Below are 24,192 nucleotides of genomic sequence, written 5' to 3' on the forward strand. Positions count from 1 at the left end.
AAAATAATTAAAATAAAGCCGATAATTTAAATTATCAGCTTTATTTTTTTAGAGTTGTTTAAACTTAGTGCTGGATATATAATAAGAACTTAAGAAACAAAGGATAGTTAAGATATATCATTCTGAAGTAAAGCTTAAAGCGAAGCTTCTCTTAATACTCTTCAAATCTTATTACCTCTTAATGGTTTAAATTCTTTAATCTTCAATTTTAAATTCTACCACACTATCCAGTTTAGGATATTTAGTTGCAGAAATAAATTTCTTTCCGGTACAGTCTATTTCCAGCCAACCTTTCTTTTGTTTTACATCACCTGCTTCCATTACAAAAGGAATAAAAGAGATTTCATTTTTCCCTTCTTCTTTGATCTCTCTGTACTGAACTGCAATATCCAGGATACATTCATGCTCTGTATTCAGCTTTACATTTCTGTAAATAATATCATAATGCGTTTCCTGGTTCTCAGGAATTTCAAGGTAAGTTTCCCATCCTGTAATATCAGAGTTCAGTTCACTGATTGCTTTCAATGCATAATAAAGAGCAATTGTATAATATTTTCTTGTTCCTGTTCTGGTATAGTCTTCTACAAAGTGTCCACCTTCAAATAAAATGGTTGGCATTCCTGCTTTGATAAAATTGTCTCCTGTGGAAGTAGGATAAAATTCATCAGAATATCTTCCGATCTGGTTCGGGATCATTTCCTTCAAATAGTTGTAGACATTTCCGATTACTGCCATACATTTTTTTCTGTTTTCCGTAACGGTACGTTCTACATTTTCGGAAGGAGCCAAAAATGAAAGCGTAGCAGGGTGAATACCGTCAGTAGTAAAGATGGTTCTCTGCTCATGAAGGTTTAAGGCATAATCATACTTTTTTGAAGCGGCAGCTTTTTTCAGAAACTTAATCTCTTTACTGGCTTCGTTGTGAAAATCTCTGTTCAGATCAATATCTGAAGCATTCAGTCTCGTCCATCTTTCAGATCCGTCCGGGTTCAGCATGAATATAAAATCAAGCTGTATTTTGCTGAACAAATCCACCTTCATTTCAGGTGCTTTATCAAGACTTACTAAAAGGTCCAGCATCGCATGGGTCGCGTTGGATTCATTTCCGTGCATCTGTGACCAGGCTAATACCTTAATGTTTCCGGTTCCGATGCTTAACTGATAAATAGGTTTATCTAAATAGGATGTTCCGATCTCCTGAATATAATCGCTGAGATTGGTCTGTAGATAAGAAAATAATTTTTCAGGGGAAATATAGCGATTTGAGAAATCGGGGTTTTGAGAATAGATCTGTTCAAAATTCATTTTAGGAATAGTTTACAAGAATCAAATTTAGCCATTTTTAGTCAAAAACTTAAATTAACATTTGTAAATATTGGTAAAATTAACAAATTTACATTTGACATCTGTTTTTAAAATTGTTTACAAGGTTTAAATTGGTTAATTGTAGAGTTCTAAAAACAAGTTAACACTTGTAACATTATTAAACAGTACTACAAGACAAATTGTCTGTGGATAAAATTGTGGATTGCGAATAATTTAATTTAACACATTTAAAACATTAAAATTCAGTCATTTATGAAATTCATCTCAATTGTTTTTATAATAATACTTTAAGTGATAAAAAGGCTTTTTTTCGTCATTTAAGAGTTATTTTATTAAACATATACATTGTGGATAACCTTGTTGTTTAACGGTGTATACATATGTAAAACCAGTAAATAACCAAACAGATTTCTGAAAATAACTCAAATAACACTTTTTATAAGAGTTTTAATCTTTAATAAAATAAGTAGTTTAACAGGAATACTATTTTCCTTTCAATTTCGTCCAATATGGGCTTAAAATGGTGTATTTACAACAGTAATTTACCAATGTAATTCTGATAAAAATGCTTTTATATGCATTATATGAGGTATTTATCGATAATTCTGTTTCCAGAAATGATTTAAGTAGTTTAATAATGTATATTCTATTTTTAAGGATATTTAATGGACAAAATAACTCCATCAATGGGCTAAATTTACATTTTTAAACCAGTATTTAGGAAAAATAAAAGTCTTTTAATAGATATAAATAATCTGTGGAGCATTGTAATGGTACATTAGTCTAATAAGTAAATACAATTGTAATTTAGCTATAAATATTTGATTTTAAAATAATTAAAATGAAGTTACAAATGTATACAAAGAAAATCTTCAGTTATTTACATTTGTATTTTGCATTTGTAAATTATATATATTACATTTGTAAAATAATTAATGACTTATTTTTATGAGTTTAAATGAAAGAATTTCCAAAATTATAGAGTATTCTCATCTTACTCCTTCTGAGTTTGCTGATGAGATTGATGTACAGCGTTCGTCTATTTCGCATATCACATCAGGAAGAAACAAACCGTCTCTTGAATTTATCATAAAAATAAAATCCCGTTTCCCGGAACTTCTTTGGGACTGGCTGGTTACCGGTGAAGGTGAGATGCTGAAATCCCAGCTGCCCGAATCAGAAATTAACGAAGAATATCCCGAAGAGGAAAAAATAAAGACAACTCCACTACCCGACCTTTTCACGATGATGAATGATGATGATGAATTTGGAAGTGATGAAACTGAAAGAGAAGCTCCAAAATCAACCTCTGGAGAATCGGTTATACCAACCCATGATAAAGCCTCAGAAAAAATATCGGATTCTCAGCGATTAGAAAATTCTGGCGATCATATTTTAGGTCAACTATTTGGTAATCAACAAAGTAAAATAAAACGTATTGTTCTGTTCTACGAAAACGGAAAATTCGAAAGTTTTGAGCCTTAAAAAAACCTGATCAAAGAAAATGATCAGGTTAAAAAATATTTGAAGAAGAAAACTAAAGCTATTGCTTTATTTTATTTTTAAAATTTTTACAGGATACCAGTTGATAGAGTTTTTCTTTTTTATGATCATCTGTTCCTATAATTATAGTTTTTACAATTTGGGCTATTTAAAAGGGGTAATAGTACTGAATTATTATATGGTTGGGCTTCTGTTCTAAGACAGAATTATAACAGTAATTGAAAACATTTTTTTGCATTAGTTTTTATGGCTCTATCAAATATAATTATTTAAAATCAAATCAGCAATAAAAATAAAATTATTTTAATATATAATCACAACAATAGACAATTGTTTCGATTATTATTAATCACCCTATTTCCCCAGTCGCTTAATTCCAATAAAAAAGACCCACAAAACTGCAGGTCTAATAATAGATATATTAAGAACAATATTCTTATTTCTATTTCTTTCTTCTTTCAAGTTCTTTTTTGATCAGTCCAAGCTCTCTTCCGGTTTGTCCGGCTACAGAGGTGTTTTCCTGGGCTCTTCTCGTCAAATAAGGTACAACGTCCTTTACAGGTCCATATGGAAGATATTTAGCCACATTATAGCCTTTATCAGACAAATAGAAGGTAATATTATCACTCATTCCGTAAAGCTGTCCGAAATAAACGTGTGGATTGCCGTTTTCCAGAGATTTTGCTTTCATTTTATCCATAATCAGCTCTGAAGAGATTTCATTATGAGTTCCAAAGAATGCTGAAACCTTATCCAAATGATCCATTACGAAGTCAATTCCTGCATTATAGTTCTTGTCTGAAGCCTCTTTGGTTGGCTGAATAGGATCTGCATATCCTTTTTCTGCAGCTCTGGCTCTTTCTTTTTCCATATAAGCGCCACGAACAATCTTGTACCCGATGAAGTAATTCTTCTCTCTTGCTCTTTGAAGGTTGGCTTCCATATATTCCAGTCTTCCGGTTCTGTACATCTGGATGGTATTCCAAACGATAGGTTTCTGCTGGTTATATTTCTCCATCATCTCTTCACAAAGATGGTCTGCTGCATCCTGCATCCAGGTTTCTTCAGCATCTACCATTACTTTTTTATCATGTTCATGGCAAAGACTGCATACTTCATCAAATCTTTTTACGACTCTTTCCCATTCTTCTTTCTGGCTGGTAGTAAGCTCCGCTCCTTTTCCAACAGCTTCATAAAGATCAATTCTTCCGAAAGCAGTAGGTTTAAATACAATAAAAGGAATCGCCGGATTTCCTACTGAGAATCTTACAATGTCCTTAATTTCTTTGCAAACCGCATCAAAGGTTTCCTCATCTTCCTTCCCTTCAATGGAATAATCAAAAATACTTCCAACTCCTCTTTTGAATAGCTGCTTTACAACTTTCATACTTTCTTCACGGGTTTCACCACCACAGAACTGCGCAAATAAAGTATTTTTTACAATTCCGGTTACGAAAGGAAAGTTGTTGTGTACTGTGAAATTCAGAACAGATGTTCCAAGGCTTGTAAGAGCCGGCTGTTCAATCATCTTAAACATCCAGTAAGCCTTTCTCAATTGTGCATCAGACTTGTCTGCAAATGCAATTTTAGTATCATTAAAAATGGGCATTCCTATTTATTAAATTTAGTTTTGCAAAGGTAATAATAACCTCAGTTTATTTAAAGAATTTTTTTACAATTTATGCTCTATTCCATTTAAAAGCATTGCGATGATTCCAATGAAAACCCAGAATCGTAATACGTTCAGTGTAAGAAAGTTACTCCTTCTGGAAGCGTTTAAAAGAAGATAAATACATATAATCATGACAAAAAGCCCTCCGGCAAAATAATAGGCCATGAATCCGGTGATACCGGTTTTTGTAATAATCTTCATTGAAACTACCATGGTAACGATCAGTAAAGAAGTGAGAATAATTTTTGTATTTCTGCTTTTAAAATAATTGGGAATTGTAGTATATCCGAATGTTTTATCCACACTTCTGGTAAGAGTATCTTTCACAATATCAATACACAACAGAATAAGAAACAGAAAGACAGCCATCAGGAAAACCTTTTTGGAAAAGGTTTCGTAATACACCATCATTCCAAAGAACGGATACAAAGTGAGACTGACAAAAGTAAGATTATTCAGGATTAATATTCTGCTCAGTTTATGGCTATAAAACCACATAAAAAACTGATAGACTACAAAAAAAGCAAATACGTTATGAGAAATCATCCATGCTACTCCTAAAGAAATAGCACTGAGCGCCAGATAAGCATAGAGAAAATATTTTTGTTTGATAAAGCTCTGAACCCTTGTTCTGAAAGGTTTTACTACATGATCTTTCTCCAGATCGTAGAATTGGTTGATAATACCACCCGCCAGAATCGTAAGGACGGTACAAAAAATAATACCGTGAACTTTAAAATCAAAGACAAATTTTCTGAAAGATTCATCCTGGTTGAACAGGAAAAAAGTAGAAACATAGAGTGCAAATGTCAACAGAGCAGCTACAAAAAAACGTGCTCCAAGCAAAAAGCCCACGAATTGTGAAAATCTGTAAAATAGAGATTTTGAGAAATAGTTTTTAGATTGGAAAGGTTCTTTTTCAGAATTCATTCCAATCTATTTAAAATCTGTAAATCACTTCTTTTTGGAAGCCATCAAGCATTTTTTCTGCTTTTGCATAGTCTTTGGTAAATCCTAAGATATAGCCGCCTCCACCGCTACCGCACAGTTTCAGATAATAAGCGTTAGAATCCAGTCCTTTTTTCCAGATATTAAAAATACTTTCAGGAATCATTGGACGGAAATGTTCATAAGCCCAGTGAGAAAGCTTTTTAAGATTTCTGAAGAATGGGTTCATGTCTTTTTTAAGGAAAGATTCGATACATGCGTTGTTATAACGGATGAACTCTTCTTTAAGGGTTTTACGGAAACCTTCTGTTTTCATTTTTTCAAAGAAAATCTGGATCATAGGTCCTGTCTCACCAGTCATTCCGGAATCAATCAGGAAAATGGCTCCTTTTCCTTCTTCACCTTCCGGGATATTTACCCTGTCTAAATTTTCTTTATTTTCAATAAGGATTGGCAGATTCATGTAACAGATCAGTGGATCCATTCCTGAACTTTTTCCATGGAAATAGCTTTCCATTTCACCAAAAACAGCTTTTAATTTTTTAAGATTATCTTTTGAAATGTTTTCAGGGTTCAGCTTGCTGACTGAATATTTTTCAAAAATAGCAGCTACCAAAGCCCCGGAACTTCCCACTCCATATCCCTGAGGAATATTAGAATCAAAGAAAAGTCCGTTTGAAATATCGTTTTTGAAGCTCTCGATATCCAACTTAAAATCGTCGGAAAGATCAAGTGCTGTAAGAAATTCAGAATATTTCTGCAGATGTCTGTTGGAATTAAGCTCAAATTCAGAACTCAAATCTGAAAATTTCAAAGTTCCTTTATAGAAGCTGTAAGGTACTACAAGCCCCTGGGAATCTTCAATCATTCCATATTCTCCAAACAGGATTATTTTTGCATAAAATAAAGGGTTGGTCATATTGACAATAAATCTTTTTGCAAAGTTAAAAATTATTCCGCTGAATATAAGCAAAACTCAGGCCGAATTGTCTTCTATTTTACTTTCTTCAGTTCTTCTATTAAAATTACGAAAAAAATATGATAAATAAATATAATTCCATGGATAAAATTCAATGAATTACCTTGATAAAAAAAAGACGTTAAAAATAACGTCTTTTCAATTTTATAATGTTTCTCTGTCTGTTCTCATTTTGACCTTCAGGAATCGGATTAAAACTAATCCTGCTCCAAAGAATATGGTCATTGATAAAGCGGCAATACGCATATTATTGAAGTGTTCAATCAATGTTGCAAAGATGAATGTTCCGATAATGATGGCAATTTTCTCCAAAACATCATAAAAGCTGAAGTAAGTAGTGTTTTCCATCGAGTTCTCCGGAAGCAGTTTTGAGTATGTGGACCTGGACATCGCCTGAAGGCCACCCATTACCAAACCTACTACTGCTGCCACTCCATAAAACTGATATTCTACTGTAGGATTTTCTTTGTTCAGGAAATAAGCCCAAAGACAAGCTATAATCCAAAGGATGATCGCAATTGAAATAACATTTCTGTTTCCAATTCTCTTGGACAGTCTTGAGAAAATAACCGCTCCGATAATAGCTTCAATCTGAATCACCAGAAGGGTTCCGATCAGTTTATCCTGAGCAAGATTAATTTCACTCTTTCCAAATAATGTAGCCATCAGGAAAATGGTCTGCATTCCTACACTGTAAAAGAAGAAACTCGATAGGAAGAATTTCAGATTTCTATCTTTGAAAAGTTCTCCTCCTACTTTAAACAGCTCATGAAAACTTTCTTTTGCAATATCTTTATAGAAGCTCAGGTTATCTTTAAATACCTCAAAAAAACCACCCTGCTCTTCATGTTTTTTGAAGATATTCTTATAGTTCAGTAGTACTAAATCTTTAGGAAGTTTATCTTTCACATCCCCAAATTGAGGAAGGTGTTTGAATGTATATTGAGAAAAACCGAACCACCATGCTCCTGTTAAAAGGAAACTGATTCTTGTAAATAATAGCTGTTGGGCTGCTCCTTTGGCAAAAACCTGAATCAATACCAAACAGATGACCACTAAAACTACAGAACCAATATATCCGTAAACATATCCTCTTGCAGAAAGTGCATCCTGTCTGTCCGGTGTGGCAATATCCGGGAGGAAAGAGTTGTAAAAAACTAAACTTCCCCAGAAACCGACACTGGCTGTAATACTGAATAAAAGTCCTAAAAATACATTATGCATTCCCGTAAACATGGCCAATCCCATACAAGATGTGGCTCCAAGATAACAGAAAAACTGCAGGAAAGACTTTTTGTTTCCAATGGTATCCGCTAATGAAGATAAAAATGGAGACAGTAATACCACAACAAAGAATGATATGGTAAGGGAATATCCATACACGGCATCCGGTTGATATTCTTCGCCAAAAATTTTGATCATATGCCTTACCGGAACATCAATCCATGTTTTTGTTTCCGCTATATATTCTTTTTTCTCGTAAGCGGTGGTAAGAATTGAGTAATAAATGGGGAAAATGGTAGAGGTAATCACCAGGGAATAAACAGAATTTGCCCAGTCATATACCGCCCAGGCTTTCATAATTTTCGGATTATTCTTTATGTTTTTAGGCTGTCGATTCTCAGTTTCAGACATTTCAAATATATATTAGTAGCACAAAAATAGAAAAACTACTGAATATTCTATGGTTTTTAATGTTATTTTGAAAATAATAATTGTAGGGTATTGAAATCATTCAGCAAAGTTTTAATCTTACTTTATACTTTATAGGGTCTGAAAATCCTTCATCTATGTTGTATTGACCAATCTGAATATGACTGAAGATCTCATCATTCTATTCTGTAACGAAAAAATCGGGGTACACAGACCCCGATTTTTATATTTTAAACACACAATGTGTTTGTATATGCCAATTATAAATTTTCAATCACAATTGCAGAAGCACCACCACCACCATTACAGATAGCAGCAGCTCCATATTTCGCATTATTTTGCTTCAATACGTTGATCAATGTAACGATGATTCTTGAACCTGAACTTCCCAGTGGGTGTCCTAATGCCACAGCACCTCCGTTTACGTTTACTTTAGCAGCATCTAATCCTAAGATTTTGTTGTTAGCTAATCCTACTACTGAGAAAGCTTCGTTGAATTCGAAGAAATCGATATCTGAAACTTCTAATCCTGCTTTTTTAAGAGCGATAGGTAAAGCTTTTGCCGGAGCAGTTGTAAAGTTTTCAGGCTCATGTGCTGCATCAGCGTAAGAAACGATTTTTGCAAGAGGTTTCAGTCCAAGCTCTTCCATTTTTTCTTTGGAAACAAGGATTAATGCAGAAGCACCGTCATTCAATGTAGATGCATTTGCTGCAGTTACTGTTCCTTCTTCTTTTTTGAATACGGTAGGAAGGGTTGAAATTCTGTCAAAGTTTACCGCTTTATATTCTTCATCTTCAGCAAAGATTACAGGCTCTCCTTTTCTCTGAGGAATAGAAACCGGTACAATTTCTTCGTTGAATTTACCTTCGCTCCAAGCTTTTGCAGATCTTTTGTAAGATTCTACAGCGAAGTTATCCTGATCTTCTCTTGTAATATTATAGTCTACAGCACATTTTTCTGCACATACTCCCATATGCACTTTGTTGTACACATCTGTAAGACCGTCAAGTACCATTCCGTCAAGCATTTTGATATCGCCTAATTTTGTAGCAACTCTTGCATTGTAATAATGAGGAACTAAAGACATATTCTCCATACCTCCTGCAACAATTACCTCAGCATCACCAGCTTTGATAGCCTGAGCTGCCATTGTTACAGCCTTCATTCCTGAAGCACAAACTTTATTTACTGTAGTAGAAGGTGTATTGATTGAAAGACCTGCTCCTAAAGCAACCTGACGAGCCGGCGCCTGGCCTTCTCCTGCCTGAAGAACATTTCCCATATAGATTTCCTGAACATGATTAGGATCTAAACCAATTTTATCTAATGCTCCTTTTACGGCAGTTGCTCCCAGTTTTGTAGCCGGAACTGTTGATAAGCTTCCCATAAAACTCCCCATAGGTGTTCTTACTGCGGAAACAATGAATACTTCTTTCATGTATATAATTTTATTTTAGCTAAAACGGAATAAAGATTCCGCTTTTATAGTTAGAATTTATTTCACTTTTACGTATACCAGATCAAACTGAGTCCCTTCAATTTTGGTATTCACTTTCAGAAGATTATCCTGAGTGGCTACTATTTTATTATTGAAGACATCTCCTATCTGTGCGGGATCATTTTTATCGGATTTTTCCATCACGATTGCTTTATAATTGCAGTCGTCCACAAAAACCAATGTCGATTTGATATAGTCTTTTCCATTATTGAAATATTCGGTTTGAACATTATCTTTAATAGTCATATACCATATTGCTTCCGGATAATTGGGTCTTACAAACTTCCCTTCTTTTATATTCGCGCATTTAGGCGGATTATCCGGTTTCTTCTGTTCTGTTGCCTGAGCATGAATCTGTGTAGCTGTTGTCAACAAAATACCTGCTGAAAATATTTTTAAGAAGTTCATATTTATATTTGTGTTCTGTTGTTAACTTTTTTATTTCCTCCTGCAAAAACCATCAGAAAAGCGCCTAAAAACTCTACAGCCCAACCCCATTTCAATTTAACAATTCCTGCAAAAGTTTCCTGCCAGGATTTGAAAGGTAAAAAGCTAAAGTATTGCAGTGACTGCATTTTCACAGCAATCAGGGTGAATCCGAATAAAAGAATAAGCAGAATACCAAAGAATCTGACAATTTTAGCACTGTTATTTACAATTCCAAAAACTGCACATGCCGAAAAAATCCAGCACGCAATAGCAAGATAATGATCAAGCTTCCAATAGTTCCAGTTCCCGATAACAGGCACATGCACCAATGGTAAAAAGCTGCCTACAATTACTAATAGTAATCCTAATAACTGAATATTTTTCATATTTACTAAAGTGCCAAAATACAAAAAAAAACACACTTTTAAATAGTGTGTTTTAAAAATAGGAATTCTGCAACCGAACACTTGTTAGCTATAAAAAATAACTAATATTTCTAATTATTATATAAAGAAAAAAGAGATTTATTATCAAATTAAAAATTAACATTTGCGATTTCTATCCCGATCTGAAGTCCATATTTTTTCTTGAGCAAAGCATTATTATTAAATGCAGGGGTAAAATCCTTCTGAATGAACAGATTAAATCCGGCATAACTGATTCCTAATTTTCCTCCGAAAATAAAATCATTCAATCCGTGCATCATTTTCTCCTTTTCTACAATTCTACCAGAATATTCATTAGAGTATTTGATATAGTTATGATTTTCTATTCTAACTCCTCCATAAATACCTACTACAAAAGCAAGCTGATTCTTTTTGTTGTCCAGATACTTTACTCCTTCATATTCCCTATATTTTGGGTTTAAAACAAATTTCAAGTCTACCGGAACAGTTAAATAAGTGCTGTAAAGAGCTGTTCTTTTAAGATTACCCCGATTAAAATCCCCTATGAATAAGTTATTCTTGTCCTGCATGAAAACCTGCCCGTATTTGGGGGTATACACATCAGATCTCATCCCAAGTCCGAAACGATAGAAAAACGGACTGGTATAACTTCCGATCTGGTTTCCATACCATAGGGCAATCTGCCAGGAATTGATCACCGTATTTTTCACATCTGAATCTTTATTATAAAAACTGAAAGGTTCATTTTTGGCAGTCAGGCCCGCTCCTCCCATTCCAATGGTTATTTCCAGTGTCTGCAGATAATTCTTAGGATGATTGTTTTTCTTCCTTTCATTGAGTTTCATATTAATTCCGTTGAACCCAAGCCAAAACTCATTTCTCCCTGATTTTAAAGTATCATTTGATTTGAAAACAGCATCTTTTACAAGTTCTTTGGTTGCCGCTTCAAGGTCCTCTTTATTGGCATCGATTTTTTCATTAATAATCTGTTGGTATTTCGTAGCAATTGCTGTACGCTGTTGCTGCTTCTCGTCAGAAGTGATCTTCTTTTTCTTAAAATCTTTGTCTATTTTGTCCAGCTCTGAATTCATTTTGCTCTTTTCAGCCACGACTATACTATCAATTTTTTTTGAATAAATATTCAGGCCATTTCCCTCTGATTCCTGAGCAAAGCCATAGCTAAAAGCCATTACAGAAGTCATTACTATTAGTTTTGTTTTCATATTTTATTAATTTCAAGACAATATTGGGGCTCTGTCCCTTCTTTGGGGCAGTTTTTCTACGATAAAAAGAATGATTTTTTATTTGCTTTCAAGAGAATCAGAATACACTGTCACTCCAAAAACTTTAAAAGAATTAGGACTTTTAACCTTAATTTGGGTAATATCCAAAGCTCCGAATTTTCTGATATCGGTTCTGTTTTCTTCCCGTTTTTTCTGAAACTCTCTTCCCTGAAGAAGCTCATCGGCATTGATATATTCTGATTTCTTCTCTTTTACAAAAGGCACTTTGTTGGTAGCAAAATCCATATTCCTTTCCAATATGGGAGCTTTAATCTCATAATCTGCCACTATAAACTGCTCTTCTTTGTTGATTCTGAACTCTTTCTTCTGTGTAATTTCTTCCTGTTGATAAGCTTTAGGAATAGTTAGGTTTTCTTCTGTATTTTTTTTGTCTACTTTAATTCCTGTTTCTGTATTCTCAGCTACATGTATATCAGGATTGAGAATAGACGGTTCTGCTCTTTCCTGAGCCTGTTGTCTATGCACAAGAGTATTATTGATAGGAGCAATATGATTTTGATTAAAATAAAGCAATATCCCTACTGAAAACAACAGCACCAGCACAGCAGCGTATTTCCACCACTGAAAAGGCTTTTTAAGGCTCATAACAGAACTCTTATCCTCTTTTGGGTCTATTTGTTCTATTCTGCTCCAAAGATCTGCAGAAGGCTTTATTTCAAGCTTTTCGTAATCAGATTTTAATTGTTTCAGGAGTTCTTGTTTCATTTTCTTTTGCTTTTAAAAATTCAGCAAGCCATTTTTTTGCTTTACTCAGCTGGCTTTTGCTGGTTCCTTCGGAAATATTGAGAATCTCTGCAATTTCACTATGCTTTTTCTCTTCAAAGACATAAAGATTAAAAATCAGCCTGTATCCTACTGGCATTTGAGAAAATATTTCTTCAATATTAATTTCTTCGGGATATCCATCATCTGTCTCACTATACTCATCAGCAATTTCTACATCTGCATAAAGAATATTTTTATTCTTCCGGATGAAACTGATAGAATCATTCACAATAATTTTCCTAAGCCAGAACGGAAAACTTTTCCAGTCTCTGCATTCATCAAGTTTTGTAAAACATTTCATAAACCCATTCAGAAGAATATCTTCTGCATCATGAAGGTTATTGACATAAGAATTTGCAATGGCCAGCATCTTGGGAGAAAACATCTCGTAAAGAGCTTTCTGCCCTCTCCGGTCCTGTTTTTTAGCCAATAAAAAATTCTCTTCGATGTACTTCATGGATTTGTTTCTATTAATAAGACGTTACGTTTCGCAAAAGGTTGCCTTGAAAATAAAAAAAATTGCATTTTTTTTCAAAAATGCAATTTAATATCTTAATAAATGTAAGTTTAAATTAATGTTTTACTGACGAAACATCTTCCGGGTTATGTTTGTGTTTAAACAATACGGCAAAGAAAATCGCAAGAATTAATGCATAGATTGCAAAAGAAAGCCATATCTGCTGCCAGTCTTTTACCATCACTATAGAGGAAAGCGTTCCGTCTGAATTCACAGCAGCATTAAAACTCTTCTTTAAAATGTTCAGGAAAGTAGGATTGTCAGGTGTTGTTTGCAGATAAGCAGACAGGTCTGAAGCTGTAGAGAACTTATGGGTAAAGAACTTATCAATAGCCCATCCTGCGGCATAACTTCCAAAAACGGCTCCAAAACCATTTGTCATCATCATGAATAATCCCTGAGCCGAAGAACGTATCTTTTTATCGGTAGTCGTTTCTACGAAAAGTGACCCTGAGATATTAAAGAAATCGAAAGCCATTCCGTATACAATACATGAAAGAACGATTAACGAAAGTCCAAATCCGTCCGGCACCCCATAAGCAAAGAATCCGAATCTTAAAACCCAAGCCAGCATCGATATCAACATTACTTTTTTAATTCCAAATTTCTTCAGGAAGAAAGGAATTGCCAAAATAAACAGGGTTTCTGAAACCTGAGAAATTGACATAATAATGGTAGATCTCTTTACTACAAATGAGTCTGCATATTTAGGAAAATGAGCAAATTCACTTAAAAATACGTCACCATATGCATTGGTAAGCTGAAGTGCAGCTCCCAAAAGCATTGAAAACATAAAGAATAATGCCATTTTATAGTTTCCGAAAAGCTTAAATGCATTCAATCCTAATTGCTCAGATAATGGTGAATTTTTGTCAATCAGTTTTTGTGGTGGACATTTTGGAAGTGTAAGGGCATAAATTCCTAAGAAAATTGCTACAACACCTCCGATATAAAACTGACCTTCTGTTTCTTTATTCCCACTAAGATTTGTAATCCACATGGCAACAATAAAACCAATAGTTCCCCATACACGAATCGGCGGGAAGTCTTTCACCACATCCAGATTATTATTTTTCAGGATTGTATAAGAAATTGAATTGGCAAGTGCAATGGTAGGCATGTAGAAACACATGGCCACGAGCATTACCGAAAAGAAGGAATTCGGATCTGCAGAATGAGGCAGTATAAAAAGAATAACCCCATAAAGAATGTGTAATACTGAAAATATGCGCTCCGCATTTACCCAGCGGTCAGCAATAATTCCAGTAATGGTTGGCATAAAGATGGAAGCAATTCCCATTGTTCCGAACACAGCTCCAAACTGAGTTCCTTCCCAATGTTTTGTGCCAAACCAGAAGTTTGCCATCGTAATCAGCCATGCTCCCCAAACGAAAAATTGGAGAAAACTGAGGATGGTCAGTCGTAATTTTAAATTCATAGTTTATATAAAAAGTATCTCTTTAGTCAATTTTCTTTTTCCTCCTCTTGATTTCTTCCTGAATTTCAAGGGCAGTATCATAGTCTTCTTCTTTAACGGCTTCATCTAATAATTTCTGAAGCTCTTCCATAGAAAGAGATTTTAAGTTATCTTCTGTCTGTACAGTTTCTGAGAAAGATTGATCTTCTTTTGAAACATCTTCCAGTTCCAATAAAATCCCGGCTTCATTTAAAACCTGCTGCGTTGTAAATATGGGCGCATCAAATCTTACGGCCATAGCAACAGCATCGGAAGTTCTGGCATCAAGGATCAGTTCTTCTTCGGTTACTTTATTTTTAAAGTTGATATTTGAAAAGAAAACTCCGTCTACAATCTGATAGATAATGACCGAAATCAACTCATAATTGGCAGAAACTATAAATTTTGTAAATAAATCATGAGTAAGAGGACGCGGTGGATGAATATCTTTCTCCAATCCGAGAGAGATAGACTGGGCTTCGAAATTTCCTATAACAACAGGTAATTTTATGTGTGTTTCTTCATGCTCCAGTAACAATGCGTAAGCCCCCGACTGGGTCTGGCTGTACGATATTCCGCGAATAATTAGCTGCTTATAATCCATAGCTACAAATATAGATTAATTTTTTATTGTGTTTTCACTTTTTTACGCAAAAATAAAAGCCCGGAAAGCCGAGCTTTTATCTGTATTGTTGATGATTGTCAAACGTCAATAGTGAATTTTGCTTCGCAAGTGAATTATTTAATTAAAAATTGACAAGCAAAGCGAATTAACTATTCACAATTCACTTTCTTATCCTTTAATTGCTTTAATTTTCTCTGTTAGGGCAGGAATAATCTGGAAAGCATCTCCTACTACTCCGTAGTCAGCAGACTTGAAGAACGGTGCTTCAGGATCACTGTTGATTACTACGATAGTTTTTGAAGAGTTTACTCCGGCAAGGTGCTGAATAGCTCCTGAAATTCCTACTGCAACGTAAAGATTAGGTGCAATTGCTTTACCTGTTTGTCCTACGTGCTCTGTGTGAGGTCTCCATCCGATATCAGAAACTGGTTTAGAACATGCTGTAGCTGCTCCTAAAACGTTTGCTAAATCTTCGATCATTCCCCAGTTTTCAGGTCCTTTCATCCCTCTACCAGCAGAAACAACAACTTCAGCTTCTTTAAGGTCTAATTTACCTGAACTCTGCTCGTGAGAAATCACTTTAGTATCTTCATTAGCAACAGATAAGTTTTTCACTTCTTCTGAACCTGATACTGCGTTTTCTTTAACACCGAAAGCATTTTGAGAAACAGTAACGATTACTCCGTTTCCTTCTGCTTTTGCATGCATGAAACCTTTTCCTGAGAATGCTCTTCTTTTTACCTGGAAAGGAGAAAGGCTTTCAGGAGCTTCCAATGCGTTAGTTATTAAAGAATAGTTCTTCATTACCGCAAGCATAGGAGCAATGGAAGAAGCATCAGTAGTGTGAGGGAAAACGATGATATTTCCGTCTGCCACTTCACTTACAGCCTGTGCAAATGCTTTTGCTGAGAAATTTTTAAGACCTTCGTCTTTGATATTGATAACATTTGATGCTCCATATTTGTATAATAAATCTGAAGAATCTGTTGGGTTTACAGAGATTGCCGTAACGGTATCTCCTGCTTTATCAGCGATAGCTTTAGCATAAGAAACTGCTTCAAAAGCTGCTTTTTTGTAAACTCCGTTTATATTTTCTGCGTATACGAATACTGCCATTTCTAATTTGTTTAAGGTTTAACGTCCAAGATTCAAGGTTATCTAATTCTGAATATTCATGAAATTCAGATCATGTCTGATGACATCAAATTTTATCCTGAATCTTTTTACTTTTTACTTGATTCTTATTAAATTACTTTAGCTTCTTCGTGAAGTAATCTTACCAATTCATCAAGATTATCCGGAGAAACCATTTTCACAGCAGCTCTTGGCGGAACGCTGTCATAAGATACTCCCTGAACTTTTACTTCTGAAGAAGAAGGTTCTACTACCTGCAAAGGTTTTGTTCTTGCAGACATAATTCCTCTCATATTCGGGATGATAAGATCTTTCTCATCTACTAATCCTTTCTGACCTGCAATAATTGCCGGTAATTTTACAGAAATAGTTTCTTTTCCTCCTTCAATTTCTCTTACTGCAGTAGCTTCGCTTCCGTTAACATCTAGTCCTACTGAAGCGTTTACGAAAGGTTGGTTTAATAACTGAGCTACCATTCCAGGAACAGAACCTCCGTTATAATCGATAGATTCTTTTCCGCAAAGGATAAGATCATATCCTCCGTTTTGAGCTACAGCTGCAATTTCTTTTGCTGTAGAATAGCTGTCTTTTGGATCAAGATTTACTCTTACTGCATCGTTAGCACCAATTGCTAAAGCTTTTCTGATTACAGGTTCTGTAGCAGCATCACCTACGTTGATTACTGTTACTGTTGCTCCCTGAGATTCCTGAAGTTTAACCGCTTTTGTCAACGCAAATTCATCTAGAGGATTAATTACCCACTGAATTCCGTTTTTGTCGAAAGCAGATTTGTCTGCTGTAAAGTTAATTTTGGAAGTAGTATCCGGAACACTACTAATACAAACTAATATTTTCATATGTTGTTCTTAATTTTTTTATTGGTCATATGTAACCTTAAGGTTTCATGTGTACTATTTTATTTTTTCCCTTTTGGTGCATAAAATCATGACAGTTTATGCAGAGATTTTGTTTGAATTAATTTTTGCTAATATAAATAAAAAATATATTATGCATGCATAATACTTATTAAATTATTATTCAATACATTAGATGTAGTTACTTAGCTGGTTTCGTTGCCCTAAACTCTATTTTACTTGGCAAAACTCTTGGATTCATCTTTAAAATATCCAATATAAGATTCCCCATATCTTCAGGCTGGATCTTCCAACTGTCCTTTTCAGACGGAATATTTCCATTAAAATGAGTTGCAACGGAACCTGGCATAATCACCGTAGATTTAATATTGTATTTTCTTAAATCGATCATGGCAGCCTGCGTGAAACCTACCACACCGAATTTTGAAGCGTTGTATCCTGTGCCATTCTCAAAGAAGTTAGCTCCTGCGAGGCTGGAAATGGTAATATAGTAGCCTTCTGACTTTTTCAGTTCTTCCACAGAAGCTTTTAAGGTATAAAAAACACCGGTAAGATTTGTTTCTATCATATCATTCCACTCCTCTGCCGTCAACTCATCTACGGGCTTAAAAATACCCAATCCTGCATTGGCAATAATATAATCCAGTCTACCAAACTTTTCAACGGTATATTTTACAGCTTCCTGTTCACTTTCCAGACTTCTCACATCAGAAACAATCCCCAAAACATTTTCTGAATATTGCTTAAGCTCTTCTTCTGCCTTCATTACATCTTCTCTTTTTCTTCCTGAAAATGCTACAGAAATCCCATTTTCAAGTAAAATTTTCGCAATCCCGAAACCTATTCCTTTGGTTCCTCCTGTTATATAAGCTGTTTTATTATCTGACATATGATTGAAATTTTTAATTCTCTAAAATAACAAAAACGCTCCAATTGGAGCGTTTTGCTGATACTAAGATTTATCAGTAATTATTTTTTGATGAACTTCTCTGTGAAGTTTCTTCCTTCTGTTTCTACATTCAGTAAATACGCTCCGGCAGACAGGTTTCTAACATTTACCTGATCTCCGTTTAACGTTACATCCACTTTCTTTCCAGACATATCATATGCTTCAACATGTTTGATTTTGTTAGGCGTTGTGATTTTTATAACATCAGTAGCCGGGTTTGGATAGATAGACAGTTTTACGTCATTTTTAACCGCGTCTTTTGTAGACAAGGCTGCTTCATTATTAATTTTGATATTATCGATATAGGCAGAACCTCCATAGTTATCATGTACAAAATCCATTCTGTTAATATTATTGTTACTGAATGGTTGTCCTGTATAAATTAGAGCATCATTCAGGTAATATTGGATTCCTGTAGCCGTAGAAACTAATTTTACTCTGTACCAGGTATTGGCATTCCAGGTTTGATTGGTATTGACTAAATTATTTGAACCTGCTGTTGCAATCAGAATGCTTCCATCATAAGAGAAGTCAATATATGTAACGATTCCTCCTGCTCCTGTTGTACTTACTGTTCTAAAAACAAAATCTGAACTTGATGTACTTTTTTGAGTCAGTCTTACATCAAATGACTGTGTAAAGCTATTATACGTTAATGGCGTCGTAAAGGTATAAAAACCTCCCATTACAGGACTCTGCTGTGGCCCATAAGGAGCATCTGTTGTTATTTTAAAACTGTTTGACCCCTGGCTTGCCATTTCACCGGATACCAATTGACTTGTCAGATATACCGGCGGTGTTGCTCCATTATTAGTCGTAACCCAGCCCTGCTGCCCATTAATGTTTCCTGCTGTATACCCTTCACCAGCTTCAAAAGAAATAGTTTGCTGAGCAAAAGATGAGATTGAAATCAACGAAATTGCGAAAATGTAAAGTTTCTTCATGATATTTTTTAGTTTTGAGCAAATATATACGTTTTAAAGCTAAAAAGCAAAACATATGAATATTTTACGCATTTTAACAAATTAACATAATATTTTTAACTAAAAACAATAAAGATATTAAATCCAAGAAGATACAGCAATTCCGAAAAATCATCCACAAATACACCAAAACACTAAAAAGAACACATGTTTTCAGAGGTACGAAATAATTTATCTGATGATCACTTTTTCAGTAAAATTTCTTTCTTCAGTTTTTATATTGACCATATATATTCCTTTGGGTAAGCCTTTTATCTCTATTTTATTATGGTTTATTTCAGTCTTTATCAGCTTACCTGTTTCGTCATAGATTTCTATATTTTTTACTTTGGCAGCAGCATTAATATTGATAAAATCAGTTGCAGGATTAGGATAAAGAGATATTTTTTTAGTATTTGCATTGGAATCCTGAACACCCATTGTTCCCAATTCGCTATTAATTTTAATATGATCAATATAAGCTGATCCCAGCGAATTATTATGAACAAAACGAAGCTGGTTTATATTCAATGAACTTGCTGCTGTACCTGTATAGATCAGCAAATCATTAAGGTAATACCGTACATCTGTGGCGCTTCCTACTACTTTTAACCGATACCAGGTATTCGACAGCCAGGCGGAAGGTGTAGAAATAAGATTCTGTATGCCAGATAACATATCCAGGATCTTTATCGACCCGGTTTTTCCAAAATCCAATCTTACGACAAACTGGTCATCAATATTGTTTACAGCCTGAAAACCAAAATCAGAACCGTTGAGCTGTGACATATTGATATCGAATGATACAGAAAAATTATTGTAAGCAAGAGGAGCCGGCAGGTTATAAAAACCTCCGATGATTGGCTCAGCCTGCGTTCCATACGTATTTTCTTTGACAATTCTCAGGGAACGGCTTCCATCACTGGCTTTATCTAAACTGATGATCTGATGGATAACATTTTCCGGTACACCTCCTGTAGGTGTACTGATCCAGCCAGCCTGTCCATTGACATCTCCCACGTTGAATCCCTCAATAGGCTCAAAGGATATGGCTTGTTGAGCAAAAATACATAGTGATGATAGTAAAAATGCAATTGAGTAGTATTTTTTCATGGTAAATCAAGTTTTGTATTAAAAATATAAACTTTCAACGAATGGTGAAATAACTTATTGCAAATAAAAAATTAACCTATTTATTTTCAGTGAATTTAATTTTCAAAACCTTGAAAAGACTTCGCTAATAATTGATAAAAGAGCAAAAAAATAAGGCATTTCTTTGCAGAAACACCTTATCATATCTTATTTTCGATTCATTATTTTGAATAATTCTCAAAGAATAACGGAATACTTTCAATCCCTTTGTAGAAATTGAAGAGCCCGTAATGTTCGTTTGGAGAGTGGATCGCATCAGAATCCAACCCAAAGCCCATTAATACAGACTTAGCTCCTAAAACCTGCTCAAACATTGCTGTAATCGGGATACTTCCTCCACCTCTGTACGGAAGAACTTCTTTCCCGAATGCTGATTCCATTGCTTGTTTTGCCGCAGCAAATTCTTTTGTATCCGTTGGCAAAACGTAAGGCATACCTCCGTGGTGAGGGGTTACTTTAATTTTTACCGTATCGGGAGCAATCTTTTCAAAATATTTCGTGAACTTCTCCGTAATTTCCTGAGGAGTCTGATAAGGTACCAAACGCATTGAAATTTTAGCAAAAGCTTTTGAAGGAATTACTGTTTTCGCTCCTTCTCCTGTATAACCGCCCCAGATTCCGTTGCAGTCTAAAGTAGGACGAATAGAAGTTCTTTCTAAAGTTGTATATCCTTTTTCCCCTTCGATATTGCTTAATCCGATTGATTTCTTGAATTCTTCCGGATTGTCTTTCAATTTGTTCATTTCAGCTCTTTCAGCATCTGAAACAGTTTCTACATTGTCATAGAATCCGTCAATGGTGATATGACCGTTTTCATCAATCAGATTGGCGATCATTCTTGAAAGAACGTGAATAGGGTTCGGAACTGCTCCACCGTAAAGACCTGAGTGCAGGTCTCTGTTTGGACCTTCCACTTCTACTTCTACATAACTTAAACCTCTTAAACCTGTTGTTACAGTAGGTTGTTCATTACTATAAATGTGAGTATCAGAAATTAAGATACAGTCGCAAGCTAATTTCTCTTTATTTTCATTTACCCAGTCTCCTAAGCTTACAGATCCTACTTCTTCTTCTCCTTCTAAGATAAATTTAACGTTGCAAGGAAGAGTATTGGTCTTCATCATCGCTTCAAAAGCTTTCAAATGCATGAAAAACTGTCCTTTATCATCAGCAGAACCTCTTGCGAAGATAGCTCCTTCAGGGTGTAATTCAGTTTTTTCAATATAAGGCTCAAAAGGTGGCTTTGTCCATAATTCCAATGGATCCGCCGGCTGAACATCATAGTGTCCGTATACCAAAACTGTAGGTAAATTTTTATCTAAAATCTTTTCCCCGAAAACAATTGGATATCCTTTTGTGTTGCAAACTTCCACATTATCAGCGCCTGCATTTTTAAGGTGTGCTGCCACTACATCTGCACATTTCAAAACGTCATCTTTATACGCCGGATCTGCAGAAATAGAAGGTATTCTCAATAACTCAAATAATTCATCCACGAAACGCTGTTTGTTTTCGTTAATGTAATTTAATGTCTCTTGCATTGTAAAAATTTATTTTGTTAAAATTAAAAAAAATGCCCGGCAGGAACAAACAAAAAGGGAGGATTTTACCAACCTCGTGTTAATGAACCTTATAGCCCTCTTTTTTAATAAAAAAATGCCCTGCAGAAACAGGGCACTTATATATTTTGTACTTCTAATTAGTGTTCAGCTTTTGGCGCTTTATCAGCTTCAGCAGGTTTTGCAGCCGCAGTACTGTCTGTTTTTGGAGCAGCAGCTTCTGGTTTTGCATGAGCCTCTTCTTTATGCTCTGCAGCTCCAGCTGCATGTCCGTGAGCTTCTCCCTGAGGGTCGTCAGAATATCTTTCTACTCCTTCTTCAAGTTTCAAAGTACCTCTGTTTCCTCCTTGTGGAACTTTCTTACAGCTTACCGCTACCGTTGCAATCGCTAAACATATAACTAATTTTTTCATATGTAAAATTATTTTTTTTAAAAGGTAATATGAAACCGCACTATTTTAGTCTATTATGACCTTCCAGATAGCAAGCGATCTCATGCTTAAATTTTTGATTGCCCAAAAGTAAGAAATCCTGCTTTTTTCGGCAACATTTTTATACTGATTTTAATATTATTTTCCCTTTTTTGGATTGGGTAAAAATAAGATACTGGTCTCCTCCGTCCTTTAAACCATATTTCTTTTTGATTTCTTCAGGTTTTAGAGGGTAGTTTTTTGTAATAATATTAAACTGACCTTTCTTTTTAATACTTTTAGAATCAACAGTTTCCATTTCTAAAATTCTTCCGGGGAAGTCTTCAATCCTTTCGCGGGAAGTATAAAGATGGCTATTGGGGTGAAGCTTTTTTAATCCAAATTTCTGGGATATCAAATTAAAGACTCCAGCCTTCAAAATGGAATGATTGGGGATGTAAATGTATCTTTCAGGTTCAGAATATTCGGATTGGGCAGTTTCTTCTTCCCCAAATGTAAAGCTAAAGACAGATTCTTTGCTTTCAAGGTTCACACAATTACTGATGATTTTATCCGTATTTTCGTTGGAAAGAAATACGACAACTTCTTTCACATCATTTTTCAGAGCGATAATATCAATCCTGGAAATACCCGGCAATACTGAAACAAGGTATTTAAGATCAATCAACGGAGAAAGTTTAATCACTACCTGATTGGAGATAGAGCGTAGCTTTTCCTGAATCTCAAGAATATCAGGAGACAGATCTTCCAAAAGAAAAACTTTGTTTTTTTGCTCGTCTCTTCTGGCCGGATCAAGATAAATAACATCAAAATGTTCCTGATTTTCATTCAGAAAATCTTCAAGCTTAAGATTGATAAATTTCGCTTTGCGACCTAAAATACCCCAGTTATTTTCAACAATCTTTAAAAGTTCAGTATTCTGTTCTACTAAAGTGATATTATCAAAATTTTGAGACAGATAAAAGGCATCAATACCAAAACCGCTTGTCAGGTCAATGAATTTATTTCCTTTTAGAAATCCTGATTTATATAGAGCCGTTTTTTCTGAAGAAGACTGTTCAAGGTTAAGCTGTGGCGGGAAAAGAATGCCTTCTTTTAAGAGAAACGGAAACTTTCTCTCTGCAACCAGCTTTCCTTTGATCTGCTGAACAATTTCATGCATGGAAACCTCTGGAAACGGAGATTTTTTCAATAATAATGTATGTAAATCCGTATTCAGATTTGCATTGATATAGTTTTGAATTTCTTTGTTTATTAATTTAACCACAGATGACGCAGATTTTCACAGATGTTTATGTTTTATTTTTTTGCATTCAAATGCTGATATATTTCTTTTTTATTATTCTAACATTTTATAATCAAAATGTTTAAATTCAGGAAATTTATTCTTAACCACAGATGACACGGATTTTCACAGAGGTTTATGTTTTATTTTTTGCATTCAAATGCTGATATATTTCTTTTTTTATTATTCTAACATTTTATAATCAAAATGTTTAAATTCAGGAAATTTATTCTTAACAACAGATGACACGGATTTTCACAGATGTTTATGTTTTTTCTGTATTTCACCATATAAATTATTTCTGTTTTTCTTATCAACTAAAAAATATGCGCAATCATCTGCGAAAATCTGCGTCATCTGTGGTTATCTTTAGAAAGCTAATCTAAATTCCCTCTTATTTTCCGAAAAATACTTTTGCTAATATAATCAGTATTAAAGTTAACCAGAATACCTAATTTCAATCCTGTTAGCTTTAGATAGGTTAATAACTGCTGATGATGAATATTTGCTATTTCCGTTACAGCCTTCACTTCTATGATAATTTTATCTTCAACAATTATATCAGCAACAAAGCTAGAATCAATAGTGATATCCCTGAATTTAATCTTCATCGGAACTTGAGTTCTCACTTTTAATCCATTATTCTCCAGTTCATAAGCCAAAACTTTCTCATAAACCTTTTCCAATAAACCTGGTCCAAGCTCATTATATACCGAAAAAATAGATTTTCTGATATAAAAACTTATCTCATTTTCATTCATT

At 34.6% G+C, this 24,192-nt stretch carries 23 protein-coding genes; 1 reads left to right on the forward strand and 22 read right to left on the reverse strand.

Annotation, left to right across the window (positions count from 1 at the left end):
- Positions 1-195 precede the first annotated feature (195 nt).
- Entirely contained in the window at positions 196-1,305 is a 1,110-nt protein-coding gene (locus ACKTTZ_RS21515; protein WP_407846591.1) for a M14 family zinc carboxypeptidase, read from the reverse strand.
- Positions 1,306-2,274: 969 nt separating this feature from the next.
- On the opposite strand from ACKTTZ_RS21515, the gene ACKTTZ_RS21520 reads away from it, so the two are divergent.
- Complete coding sequence (locus tag ACKTTZ_RS21520; protein WP_034697660.1) at positions 2,275-2,811, forward strand: helix-turn-helix transcriptional regulator; 537 nt, start codon at positions 2,275-2,277, stop codon at positions 2,809-2,811.
- 460 nt (positions 2,812-3,271) lie between these two features.
- Here ACKTTZ_RS21520 and ACKTTZ_RS21525 read toward each other — a convergent pair whose 3' ends face one another.
- The 21 genes from ACKTTZ_RS21525 to ACKTTZ_RS21625 all read right to left on the reverse strand — a co-directional run bounded on the left by ACKTTZ_RS21525 (position 3,272) and on the right by ACKTTZ_RS21625 (position 24,191).
- Positions 3,272-4,438, reverse strand: a complete 1,167-nt coding sequence (locus ACKTTZ_RS21525; RefSeq protein ID WP_062674965.1) for a proline dehydrogenase family protein — start codon at positions 4,436-4,438, stop codon at positions 3,272-3,274.
- A 63-nt stretch (positions 4,439-4,501) separates the two neighbouring features.
- Positions 4,502-5,431 carry a UbiA family prenyltransferase gene (locus ACKTTZ_RS21530; protein WP_034697654.1) on the reverse strand — a complete coding sequence of 310 codons (930 nt, stop codon included), beginning with the start codon at positions 5,429-5,431 and terminating at the stop codon, positions 4,502-4,504.
- 10 nt (positions 5,432-5,441) lie between these two features.
- Positions 5,442-6,368 carry a mevalonate kinase gene (locus ACKTTZ_RS21535; protein ID WP_253317265.1) on the reverse strand — a complete coding sequence of 309 codons (927 nt, stop codon included), beginning with the start codon at positions 6,366-6,368 and terminating at the stop codon, positions 5,442-5,444.
- 204 nt (positions 6,369-6,572) lie between these two features.
- Positions 6,573-8,063 carry an MFS transporter gene (locus tag ACKTTZ_RS21540; protein WP_034697649.1) on the reverse strand — a complete coding sequence of 497 codons (1,491 nt, stop codon included), beginning with the start codon at positions 8,061-8,063 and terminating at the stop codon, positions 6,573-6,575.
- Positions 8,064-8,341: 278 nt separating this feature from the next.
- A complete protein-coding gene (locus ACKTTZ_RS21545) occupies positions 8,342-9,520 on the reverse strand; it encodes an acetyl-CoA C-acyltransferase (RefSeq protein ID WP_034697648.1) in 1,179 nt (392 codons plus the stop codon).
- Positions 9,521-9,577: 57 nt separating this feature from the next.
- A complete protein-coding gene (locus tag ACKTTZ_RS21550; RefSeq protein ID WP_034697647.1) occupies positions 9,578-9,988 on the reverse strand; it encodes a hypothetical protein in 411 nt (136 codons plus the stop codon).
- Positions 9,989-9,990: 2 nt separating this feature from the next.
- Positions 9,991-10,395, reverse strand: coding sequence for a hypothetical protein (locus ACKTTZ_RS21555; protein ID WP_034697646.1), 405 nt, complete (start codon positions 10,393-10,395; stop codon positions 9,991-9,993).
- A 149-nt stretch (positions 10,396-10,544) separates the two neighbouring features.
- Positions 10,545-11,639, reverse strand: coding sequence for a hypothetical protein (locus tag ACKTTZ_RS21560; protein ID WP_407846592.1), 1,095 nt, complete (start codon positions 11,637-11,639; stop codon positions 10,545-10,547).
- 78 nt (positions 11,640-11,717) lie between these two features.
- The gene (locus ACKTTZ_RS21565) at positions 11,718-12,425 is read right to left on the reverse strand and encodes a hypothetical protein (RefSeq protein WP_407846593.1); all 708 of its coding nucleotides are present in this window, start codon (positions 12,423-12,425) and stop codon (positions 11,718-11,720) included.
- Positions 12,391-12,942, reverse strand: coding sequence for an RNA polymerase sigma factor (locus tag ACKTTZ_RS21570; RefSeq protein WP_034697643.1), 552 nt, complete (start codon positions 12,940-12,942; stop codon positions 12,391-12,393). The genes ACKTTZ_RS21565 and ACKTTZ_RS21570 overlap by 35 nt, the downstream gene beginning before the upstream one ends.
- 115 nt (positions 12,943-13,057) lie before the next feature.
- Positions 13,058-14,440, reverse strand: coding sequence for a nucleoside permease (locus tag ACKTTZ_RS21575; RefSeq protein ID WP_034697641.1), 1,383 nt, complete (start codon positions 14,438-14,440; stop codon positions 13,058-13,060).
- Positions 14,441-14,462: 22 nt separating this feature from the next.
- Positions 14,463-15,062: a bifunctional nuclease family protein gene (locus ACKTTZ_RS21580; RefSeq protein ID WP_034697639.1), complete on the reverse strand. Its 600-nt coding sequence runs from the start codon at positions 15,060-15,062 to the stop codon at positions 14,463-14,465.
- A gap of 189 nt (positions 15,063-15,251) precedes the next feature.
- Positions 15,252-16,199 carry an electron transfer flavoprotein subunit alpha/FixB family protein gene (locus ACKTTZ_RS21585; RefSeq protein ID WP_034697637.1) on the reverse strand — a complete coding sequence of 316 codons (948 nt, stop codon included), beginning with the start codon at positions 16,197-16,199 and terminating at the stop codon, positions 15,252-15,254.
- A gap of 128 nt (positions 16,200-16,327) precedes the next feature.
- On the reverse strand, positions 16,328-17,074 hold the full coding sequence (locus tag ACKTTZ_RS21590) for an electron transfer flavoprotein subunit beta/FixA family protein (RefSeq protein WP_034697635.1): 747 nt from the start codon (positions 17,072-17,074) through the stop codon (positions 16,328-16,330).
- Positions 17,075-17,273: 199 nt separating this feature from the next.
- Positions 17,274-17,981: an SDR family oxidoreductase gene (locus tag ACKTTZ_RS21595; RefSeq protein WP_034697633.1), complete on the reverse strand. Its 708-nt coding sequence runs from the start codon at positions 17,979-17,981 to the stop codon at positions 17,274-17,276.
- Positions 17,982-18,061: 80 nt separating this feature from the next.
- On the reverse strand, positions 18,062-18,985 hold the full coding sequence (locus ACKTTZ_RS21600) for a T9SS type A sorting domain-containing protein (RefSeq protein WP_407846594.1): 924 nt from the start codon (positions 18,983-18,985) through the stop codon (positions 18,062-18,064).
- Positions 18,986-19,195: 210 nt separating this feature from the next.
- Positions 19,196-20,116: a T9SS type A sorting domain-containing protein gene (locus ACKTTZ_RS21605; RefSeq protein WP_407846595.1), complete on the reverse strand. Its 921-nt coding sequence runs from the start codon at positions 20,114-20,116 to the stop codon at positions 19,196-19,198.
- A 200-nt stretch (positions 20,117-20,316) separates the two neighbouring features.
- The gene (locus ACKTTZ_RS21610) at positions 20,317-21,696 is read right to left on the reverse strand and encodes a dipeptidase (RefSeq protein WP_034697626.1); all 1,380 of its coding nucleotides are present in this window, start codon (positions 21,694-21,696) and stop codon (positions 20,317-20,319) included.
- A 158-nt stretch (positions 21,697-21,854) separates the two neighbouring features.
- Positions 21,855-22,127, reverse strand: coding sequence for a hypothetical protein (locus tag ACKTTZ_RS21615; protein ID WP_034697625.1), 273 nt, complete (start codon positions 22,125-22,127; stop codon positions 21,855-21,857).
- Positions 22,128-22,266: 139 nt separating this feature from the next.
- Positions 22,267-23,412, reverse strand: coding sequence for a class I SAM-dependent methyltransferase (locus tag ACKTTZ_RS21620; RefSeq protein WP_407846596.1), 1,146 nt, complete (start codon positions 23,410-23,412; stop codon positions 22,267-22,269).
- 395 nt (positions 23,413-23,807) lie between these two features.
- Positions 23,808-24,191: a GxxExxY protein gene (locus tag ACKTTZ_RS21625; protein WP_034697623.1), complete on the reverse strand. Its 384-nt coding sequence runs from the start codon at positions 24,189-24,191 to the stop codon at positions 23,808-23,810.
- Position 24,192: the final 1 nt, after the last annotated feature.

Origin of the sequence: Chryseobacterium sp. KCF3-3 (assembly GCF_045865955.1) — a bacterium.
Lineage (GTDB): Bacteria > Bacteroidota > Bacteroidia > Flavobacteriales > Weeksellaceae > Chryseobacterium.